Source organism: Vibrio sp. R10-SG3-ISO3, from assembly GCF_059834225.1.
In genome coordinates this window covers 151,835-160,517 of sequence record NZ_JCBDHE010000048.1, presented here as the reverse complement: position 1 = coordinate 160,517, position 8,683 = coordinate 151,835, and the positions used below count along the sequence as shown (strand labels likewise).

Below are 8,683 nucleotides of genomic sequence, written 5' to 3'. Positions count from 1 at the left end.
TTTTGTGCTATCTGAAATTCACCAATTTCAGTGAGAAACCGCTTTGGTCATCCCGAAGCGGTTTGTTTTTAGTGTTATAGCACCTTACACGCAAACCCTTTCAGGTAGAAACCTTCTGGATAAGCGCTATCAGTAGGGTGGTCGGCCGCTTGCTCAAAGCGTTCAACAAACTTCACTTGGCGACCGGAATCGATAGCGGCGTCAGCAATGACTTTCTGGAATAATTCACCACTCATAAGGCCTGAACAGGAGTAGGTGAGTAGCGTGCCGCCAGGCTTTAAAATTTGCATCGCGAGCATGTTGATGTCTTTGTAGCCGTTCGCGCCGGAGGTTAAATTGTTCTTGCTTGAGACAAACTTTGGCGGGTCCATGATGACGACATCAAATTGAGTGCCTTGATCTCGGTATTCACGCAATAGCTTGAACACATCTGCATTAAGAAATACCGCGCGCTTCTTTGAAATATCAAATTCGTTCAGCTCTGCGTTGTACTTCGCCGTGTCTAATGCCAGTTGAGAAACATCTGCATTGATAACGCGTTTTGCGCCACCTTTGAGTGCATAAAGACCAAAGCCACCAGTGTAGGAGAAACAGTTAAGTACTTCTTTGTCTTTGACGTATTTCATCGCTTGCTGTCGGCTATCACGTTGGTCGAGGTAGAAACCGGTTTTGTGGCCGTTAACAATGTCTACGCTGATTTTGACGCCGTTTTCTTCAATGACAACCGATGGTGGGGGTAATTCACCGTGAAGAACTCCGGTTGTTTCCTCTAATCCTTCTTTTTTACGCACCGCAACATCTGATCGCTCGTAGATATGGCAATCAGGAAAGACTTCAGTGAGCGCAGAGATAAGCACCGATTTCTGATATTCAGCACCGGCACTCAATAGCTGACAGACCAAATAGTTCTGGTATTTATCGATAGTAATGCCCGGTAAACCATCAGATTCAGCCGCGATTAGGCGGTAACCCGTTAACCCGTCACGTTCGATGATATCTTGGCGGAGCAATTGTGCATCTTGAATACGCTTGACAAAAAAGGCATGGTTAATGGGCTGTTGTTCAAAAGACCATACTCGAGCACGAATTTGAGAATTTGGAGAATAGGCGGCTTTCGCCAACCATTGGCCATTTTGGGCATAGACATCCACCGTTTCACCGAGCTGGGGTTTGCCTTCGACTCTCTCAATACCGCGCGAGAAAATCCAAGGGTGCTTACGTTTTAGTGATTTATCACGGCCTTTCACAAGGTAAATCGCTGCTGTCATTACTGTGCTCATTAGTTTGGAAACAAAGGTCGGGTATTTTCGAGGATGTCACCGGGAAAATCAAATAAAACCCCGTCTATTGGATGTTTGCTGTTGGGAGCGAGCTCAACCCCAAACGGATGACGTTGGTCCATACTGATGATAATAGGCATTAAGAGGATGATATTATGGCGCAGCAATGCAAGCGGTTTATCGTATCGGGGACAGTTCAAGGGGTAGGTTTTCGCTATCACACCTCTTATCAAGGAATGACTCTAGGGCTGGCCGGCTATGCGAAGAATTTGAACAACGGTGATGTTGAAGTGGTCGTGTGTGGTGAGCTAGAGGCCATTGAACAGATGGCCTCTTGGCTAACGCACGGTCCCAAAACGTCACATGTGGAGTCAATGATTTCGGAACCGTTAACCTATCGAGACTTTAAAGGGTTTGAAATTCTCTGATGCCATCCATGACTACGTACTAAGCAGGTGGCTATAGGCATTTCGCTGGCTTGGGTAATCCGGCTAATTTTGTCGCTTGTTTGGCTGGGCCTTGTTTAAACAGCTTAAACAGGTATTTACTGTTTCCTTTCTCTGGACCATGTGCTTTTTCCATCGCTTTGACGAGCATTCTGACCGCAGGCGACGTATTAAACTCTTCATAGAAGTGACGCACAAATAAGATCACTTCAAGGTGGGCATCGGTCAGTTCTATTCCTTCCATTTCAGCCAAGGTGGGGATCATCGCTTCCTCCCAATCCTTATGATCTTTGAGGTAACCTTGTGCGTCAGTCTCAATCGTTTTGCCCTTGTATTCGAACATCTTATTACCTTGCTGGATTCAAAACGGCTATAGGTTAGCGTAGCTTTGCACATGACACAATCCTAACACTTCGCGGGGCGGTCATAACAAAAAGCCCCAACATAATGTCGGGGCTCTAAACGATGTTGCTATTGCGAGACGATTAATCGTCGTTCATCACACCTAGAATGCTCAAAAGGCTGATGAAGAGGTTGTAGATAGAAACGTACAAGCTCACTGTTGCTGAGATGTAGTTTGTCTCACCACCACGAACGATTTGCTGCGTCGTTAGCAAAATCACACCGGTAGAGAAGAGGACAAACATACCGCTCATTGCGAGGTACAACATCGGCATTTGCAGGAAGATGTTCGCCACCATGCCGATAAGCAAGACAACAAAGCCCGCCATAAGCACGCCACCTAGGAAAGAAAGGTCACGTTTAGTGGTTAGTGCGTAAGCAGAAGCGCCAAGAAACGCCAATGCAGTACCACCTAATGCGGTAACGATAACATCACCCATGCCTGCGCCAACATACGCGTTGAGAATCGGACCGAGTGTGTACCCTAGGAAGCCAGTGAATAGGAATGTAAATACCAAGCCCATGCTGTTATTGCGGTTTTTCTCCGTTAGGAATAGCAGACCGTAGAAGCCGACCAGCATGATGATAAGGCCAGGGCGAGGTAGATTCATCGCCATAGACACACCAGCCACGACCGCTGACCAAAGCAGGGTCATAGAAAGGAGTGCGTAGGTATTACGCAACACCTTATTGGTTTGTAGAGCACTTTCTTGTGTAGAAGTGCGGGTAAACATAGGACTGTTCATAATCTTCCTCGTGAAGTTTTATGTTTATACCGACATATATGAGGCTTATCAGTAAAAAGATCAAGCCCCAAGGAGTCTAGTCGTTAGTAAAATAATAATAGAAATAGAAACTTAAGTATTTTGAAAGATGTAACACAATATAACAATCAAAAAGGGCGACCGAAGTCGCCCTTTGCTTACCCATCAATCAATGATGGAGAATTTGTGCTAGGAAGTTTTGAGTTCGATCCGATTGCGGATTTTCAAAGAAATCAACTGGGTTGTTTTCTTCGATGATTTCGCCCGCGTCCATGAAGATAACGCGATCGGCGACCTCTTTCGCAAACCCCATTTCGTGGGTGACACAAAGCATGGTCATCCCTTCACCGGCCAGTTCAACCATCACATCCAACACTTCTCGCACCATTTCTGGGTCGAGTGCCGACGTCGGTTCGTCAAACAGCATCACTTGCGGGCTCATACACAACGAGCGAGCAATCGCAACGCGCTGCTGCTGACCACCAGAGAGCTGACCTGGGTATTTATCCGCTTGATCAGGGATCTTCACGCGTTCAAGGTACTTCATCGCGACGGCTTCCGCTTCTTCTTTTGGCATCTTCTTGACCCAAATCGGTGCTAGCGTACAGTTTTCTAGCACAGTGAGGTGAGGGAAGAGGTTGAAGTGTTGAAAACACATGCCGACTTCGCGTCTAACTGCCTCAATGTTCTTGAGGTCTTCTGTCAGCTCGTTACCAGAAACGATGATTTGGCCTTTCTGGTGCTCTTCTAAGCGGTTAATACAGCGAATCATCGTGGACTTACCAGAACCTGATGGGCCACAAATAACGATTTTCTCGCCTTTTTTGACATTGAGGTTGATGTTTTTCAGTACATGAAACTCACCATACCACTTGTTCATATCCTTAAGTTGGATCATGTAATCTTGTTGTTGCGTCATAATACGTCCTTGAGCTTATAAATTATCGTTTGTGACCGGTATGGAGTTTGTTCTCTAGCCAAATCGAATATCTCGACATGCCGAAACAAAATACCCAGAACACTAACGCGACAAAAACATAACTTTCCGTAGCAAAACCTAACCACTCGGGGTCAGTGTTTGCGGCTTGGCCAATACCGAGTACGTCAAACATACCGATAATCAATACAAGACTGGTGTCTTTGAAGAGGCCAATAAAGGTGTTCACGATAGAAGGAATGGTGATCTTAAGTGCCTGAGGCAATATGATCAGTCCTGTCTTTTTCCAGTAGCTTAAGCCAAGCGCATCCGCTGCTTCATACTGGCCTTTTGGAATGGCTTGTAAACCACCACGGATAACCTCAGCCATGTAGGCAGAACTGAACATCACCACACCAATCAAAGCGCGTAGCAATTTGTCTGTCTCCGAACCTTCCGACAGGAACAATGGCAGCATTACCGACGCCATGAATAGAACAGTGATCAGTGGCACACCACGCCATACTTCGATGTAAACGGTACAGATGCTGCGAATAATCGGCATATCTGAGCGTCTTCCGAGTGCAAGAGCAACACCAATTGGAAGTGAGACGACGATACCGACCAGAGCGATGATCAATGTGACCAGAAGTCCGCCCCATTTGTGTGTCTCAACGACTTCTAGGCCGAAGAATCCACCGTACAGAAGGCCTGCAATTAAAAACGGGTAGACGTTGACAAAGAACAGCCATATCCAAGTACGTTTAGGTGTCTTCTCGTATGCGAGCAACACAGTAAACACTGCTAGCGTGAAGTAGAACAGGCGAGGGCGCCAAAGCTCTTCTTGCGGGTAGAAACCATACATAAACTGTTCCCAGCGTACGCTGATAAATACCCAACATGCACCGTCTCGACTACAAGCGTCACGAGTTGTGCCAACCCAATCAGCGTTAATCAGTGCCCAATCGACGATGTTCCAGATCAAGCTGAAGGCGACATAGGCAAGTATGACGGTAACCACGGAGTTGACCGGGCCGTTAAATAAGTTCTTACGCAGCCATCCCATCACACCCACAGTATTTGCCGGTGGCGGTAGGCTAGGTTGAAATTGATGTACTTTCATTCTATCTCTCCACCAAAGCGACTTTTTTGTTGTACAAGTTCATCAGTGCTGACGTGAGCAAGCTGAGAGTCAGGTATACGCCCATGGTCATCGCGATAATCTCAATTGCCTGACCGGTCTGGTTAAGCGTTGTACCTGCAAATACTGAAACCAAATCAGGATAACCAATCGCCATTGCGAGCGATGAGTTTTTAGTCAGGTTCAAGTATTGACTTGTGAGCGGAGGAATAATGATACGCAGCGCCTGTGGAATGACGACGAGCTTCAACGTACGTGAGCGAGGTAAACCTAGCGACATGGCCGCTTCCGTCTGACCGTGGTTCACCGCGTTTATACCGGAACGTACGATTTCTGCAATAAAGGACGCGGTATAAATACTCAACGCAAGCAGAAGTGCTGCAAGTTCAGGGATGATGCTGATGCCACCACGGAAGTTAAAGCCCTTCAGTTCAGGGTATTCTGCGTGAATAGGCGAGCCCATCACAAAGTAGGTCACAACGGGTAACGCAACGATTAACCCTAACGCGATTCGCCCAACTGGGGTTTGCTGTCCGGTGAGCTTTTGTTTATTTTTGGCCCAAATGGCAACAAATAGCGTCGCGACTACGCCGAACACAAAGGCAGCGACCACGACAGATGACCCTTCACCGAAAACAGGGGCTGGAAAATACAGACCGCGAACGTTAAGGAAAATAGCTTCCCCTAAGCTTAGGCTCTGGCGCGCTGAAGGCAGTGCTTGCAGAACGGCGAAATACCAAAAGAAAATTTGCAGTAACAGGGGGACGTTACGGAAAATTTCGATATAGACTGCCGCAAGTCGACTGACCAACCAGTTGCTGGAGAGACGTGCGATACCCATGGCAAAACCAATCACAGTCGCAAGAATGATCCCCAAGAAAGAGACCAATGCGGTGTTCAGTAAGCCAACTAAAAAGGTTCTTCCATAAGAGAAGGTTTCATCATATTCAACAAGGGTGAGGCCAATCCCAAAGCCCGCTTCTTGTCCGAGGAAATCAAAACCAGTGGCAATGCCCCTAGCTCCGAGGTTCGTTAAGGCATTATTGACTATTGTGTAAAAGAAAAAGACCAAGGCGACTATCGCAATGATTTGGAAGACGACCGATCGAAAAGTGGGATTGTAGAGAAGGTTTGCATTGGAAGCAGGCGCACTACCTGACTTACCAGCAACAGTATCAGTAGGTTTCATACAGCTATAACCTCAAATCCATTTTTAATAAAAGGGCGGGGAGACCGCCCTTTCTTTGCTTGTTGTTATGTACTGCGATTAACGGATTGGTGGAGCGTACATAAAGCCGCCTGCATTCCACAGAGCGTTCACACCACGAGAGATCTGTAGTGGAGATCCTGTACCTACGGTACGCTCAAAGCTCTCGCCGTAGTTACCCACTTGCTTGATGACTTGGTAACCCCAATCATCACGGATACCTAGGCCTTTACCTTTAGGACCGTCAACACCAAGAATACGTTTGATGTTTGGATCTTCAGACTTCAGCATTTCATCTGCATTCTTAGATGTAATACCGTATTCTTCTGCGTTGACCATGGCAGAAAGAGTCCATTTTGCAACGTTAAACCACTGATCATCACCCTGACGAACCACTGGGCCTAGGGGCTCTTTAGAAATGATTTCTGGTAGAACCTGCGCTGAGCTCGGATCTTGTAGATTTAAGCGAAGTGCGTACAGACCAGATTGGTCAGTTGTTAGCACGTCGCAACGGCCTGCATCGAAACCTTTTGAGGTTTGCGCTGCGGTATCAAATACCACTGGCTTGTATGACATGCCATTGTTGCGGAAGTAGTCCGCTAGGTTAAGTTCGGTAGTTGTTCCTGACTGAACACATACTGATGCGCCGTCCAGCTCTTTAGCACTCGTAAGACCTAGGTCTTTTTTAACCATAAAGCCTTGGCCGTCGTAGTAGTTTACGCCAACGAAGTTAAGACCAAGCGCCGTATCACGGTGCAATGTCCACGTTGTGTTACGTGACAGTACATCGATTTCACCGGATTGAAGTGCAGTGAAACGCTCTTTTGCAGTGAGCGGAACGTATTTAACTTTTGTTTTGTCACCCAGTACGGCTGCAGCAAGTGCTTGACAGTATTCCACGTCGATGCCTTCCCATTCACCCTTAGAGTTTGGGTTTGAGAAGCCCGGTAGACCAGTACTTACACCACAAGTAATAAAATCTTGTTTAGTCACTTTATCCAACGTGCTATCAGCTGCAGATGCGCTTGTAGACATCAGAGCAGTAGATGCAGCTACGACAGAAGCAAGAACTGTTAGTTTATGTGCCATTTGTATCCTTCCTGTATGATCCATGTTAAGTCAGGCAGAACCTGAAAAAACGAGTGAAATATGTTGTGTCTTAGTATTTATTGACTGAGCTGATTGCACCACTGGTAACCAAATCAATCGTTTATAAGCGTAGGTAAGGATCTCGAAATTCTCAACTTCATAATTTAAAAGAATTTTTGAATGAAATCACAAACCTCAACAATGATTAGAATGGCGAAATGTTATCTGAATGTAAATAGTGCAACTAGGGATCAGATTGGTGCGTCAGAATGTGATAGCTAATAATTCTAAATGATCAGACTATCAATTGTTGCCAGGATGCTGAATTGGTATGAATGACTGCGAACAAGGTTAAATTCAGAGTAATATTATTTTAATTGTCAAGGTAGGGTGAACACGATGCCCCATTTTTGGTAGTATCATGAGCTAGTACAAATGGTTTACCAAGGATTGAAATGCAGTATTTTCCGCTGTTTATAAACCTCAATCACCAGCCAGTTCTTGTGGTGGGAGGGGGCGAGGTCGCCAGTCGAAAAGTGGACAGCTTAGTGAGAGCTGGCGCCGATGTGACCATTGTGTCACCCAAGATTGAGCCCTATTTAGCACGCTTGGTGGAGCAGGAACGTTGTCGCTGGATACAAAGCTTCTATTCGAGTGAGCTGTTAGATCAACATTACCTCCAAGTATGGGCAACCACAGACAATCCTGAGTTAAATCATCAGGTCCATTTCGATGCGAAAAAGAAACGCCTGCTCGTCAATGTCGTGGATGACCAACCTTATTGTGATTTCATTACTCCCTCGATAGTGAATCGTGGTCGAATTCAAATCGCCATCTCTAGCGGTGGTGCTTCCCCTGTGCTAGTGAGAAATATCCGCGAAAAGCTCGAGTCGATTTTACCTCACAACTTATCACTGCAAGCTGACTTTGCAGCCTCAAAGCGTAGTGATATTAAGCAACATCTCGCTAGCGTTGATGAAAGACGAACATTTTGGGAAGCGTTTTTTGCCAACTCAAATGTGCAAGAGATGACCAGCCTTGATGAGCTTGAAACGCACTATCAAGCCTTACTCAGTGAAGGCATCACCAAACCCGCTTCGACTGTCTGGATTGAATGTGGTGAAGATGTCGAGTTATTGTCGCTAAAAGCGCTGAAAATCATGCAAGAAGCGGAACTCGTGCTTCATAGTGAGAACTGTCCTTTCGCGTTTGTCGATTTGGTTCGCCGCGATGCTGAGCGCACGCCTTTTGAAAGTAGCGCCGACCTTGCTCAGTACTTGATGTCTGCCAAACAGGAAGGGCTGAAAGTGGTTGTCTTGGTTGAGGCCGGGGCAAGTGACACCAAGTTGTTACAGGGTAATGATTTAACGATTAAACAAGCCACGATCGCAGCAAAGCGCTAACCCTTGCGTTTTGTCTGTTTAGAAAAAAACAAACC

Annotated in this window: 9 protein-coding genes; 2 read left to right on the top strand and 7 right to left on the bottom strand. The window is 46.3% G+C overall.

Annotated features, from left to right (window positions below; translation table 11 throughout):
* Positions 1-74: 74 nt before the first annotated feature.
* Positions 75-1,268: a class I SAM-dependent methyltransferase gene (locus AC6R1A_RS15560; RefSeq protein WP_500633276.1), complete on the bottom strand. Its 1,194-nt coding sequence runs from the start codon at positions 1,266-1,268 to the stop codon at positions 75-77.
* 167 nt (positions 1,269-1,435) lie between these two features.
* Between AC6R1A_RS15560 and yccX the strand changes: the two genes are divergently transcribed.
* Positions 1,436-1,708: an acylphosphatase gene (yccX, locus tag AC6R1A_RS15555; protein WP_500633277.1), complete on the top strand. Its 273-nt coding sequence runs from the start codon at positions 1,436-1,438 to the stop codon at positions 1,706-1,708.
* Between the two features lie 31 nt (positions 1,709-1,739).
* On the opposite strand, the gene AC6R1A_RS15550 is transcribed toward yccX, so the two are convergent.
* From AC6R1A_RS15550 to AC6R1A_RS15525, 6 genes are all read right to left on the bottom strand, one after another.
* Entirely contained in the window at positions 1,740-2,069 is a 330-nt protein-coding gene (locus tag AC6R1A_RS15550; protein ID WP_500626442.1) for a TusE/DsrC/DsvC family sulfur relay protein, read from the bottom strand.
* A 142-nt stretch (positions 2,070-2,211) separates the two neighbouring features.
* Entirely contained in the window at positions 2,212-2,874 is a 663-nt protein-coding gene (locus AC6R1A_RS15545) for a Bax inhibitor-1/YccA family protein (protein WP_334555402.1), read from the bottom strand.
* Between the two features lie 187 nt (positions 2,875-3,061).
* Positions 3,062-3,811, bottom strand: coding sequence for an amino acid ABC transporter ATP-binding protein (locus AC6R1A_RS15540; protein WP_500626443.1), 750 nt, complete (start codon positions 3,809-3,811; stop codon positions 3,062-3,064).
* A 22-nt stretch (positions 3,812-3,833) separates the two neighbouring features.
* A complete protein-coding gene (locus tag AC6R1A_RS15535; protein ID WP_500630147.1) occupies positions 3,834-4,931 on the bottom strand; it encodes an amino acid ABC transporter permease in 1,098 nt (365 codons plus the stop codon).
* Position 4,932: 1 nt separating this feature from the next.
* Positions 4,933-6,138, bottom strand: coding sequence for an amino acid ABC transporter permease (locus AC6R1A_RS15530; RefSeq protein ID WP_500630148.1), 1,206 nt, complete (start codon positions 6,136-6,138; stop codon positions 4,933-4,935).
* Positions 6,139-6,216: 78 nt separating this feature from the next.
* Positions 6,217-7,245, bottom strand: coding sequence for an amino acid ABC transporter substrate-binding protein (locus AC6R1A_RS15525; protein WP_500630149.1), 1,029 nt, complete (start codon positions 7,243-7,245; stop codon positions 6,217-6,219).
* Positions 7,246-7,700: 455 nt separating this feature from the next.
* On the opposite strand from AC6R1A_RS15525, the gene AC6R1A_RS15520 reads away from it, so the two are divergent.
* The gene (locus tag AC6R1A_RS15520; protein ID WP_500633278.1) at positions 7,701-8,648 is read left to right on the top strand and encodes a precorrin-2 dehydrogenase/sirohydrochlorin ferrochelatase family protein; all 948 of its coding nucleotides are present in this window, start codon (positions 7,701-7,703) and stop codon (positions 8,646-8,648) included.
* The last annotated feature ends 35 nt before the right edge of the window (positions 8,649-8,683 follow it).

Excerpts from the sequence above, each read along its gene's own strand:
- AC6R1A_RS15540 (WP_500626443.1), bottom strand. The coding sequence starts at position 3,811 with ATGACGCAACAACAAGATTACATGATCCAACTTAAGGATATGAACAAG.
- AC6R1A_RS15535 (WP_500630147.1), bottom strand. The coding sequence starts at position 4,931 with ATGAAAGTACATCAATTTCAACCTAGCCTACCGCCACCGGCAAATACT.
- AC6R1A_RS15525 (WP_500630149.1), bottom strand. The coding sequence starts at position 7,245 with ATGGCACATAAACTAACAGTTCTTGCTTCTGTCGTAGCTGCATCTACT.
- AC6R1A_RS15545 (WP_334555402.1), bottom strand. The coding sequence starts at position 2,874 with ATGAACAGTCCTATGTTTACCCGCACTTCTACACAAGAAAGTGCTCTA.
- yccX (WP_500633277.1), top strand. The coding sequence starts at position 1,436 with ATGGCGCAGCAATGCAAGCGGTTTATCGTATCGGGGACAGTTCAAGGG.
- AC6R1A_RS15550 (WP_500626442.1), bottom strand. The coding sequence starts at position 2,069 with ATGTTCGAATACAAGGGCAAAACGATTGAGACTGACGCACAAGGTTAC.
- AC6R1A_RS15560 (WP_500633276.1), bottom strand. The coding sequence starts at position 1,268 with ATGACAGCAGCGATTTACCTTGTGAAAGGCCGTGATAAATCACTAAAA.
- AC6R1A_RS15520 (WP_500633278.1), top strand. The coding sequence starts at position 7,701 with ATGCAGTATTTTCCGCTGTTTATAAACCTCAATCACCAGCCAGTTCTT.
- AC6R1A_RS15530 (WP_500630148.1), bottom strand. The coding sequence starts at position 6,138 with ATGAAACCTACTGATACTGTTGCTGGTAAGTCAGGTAGTGCGCCTGCT.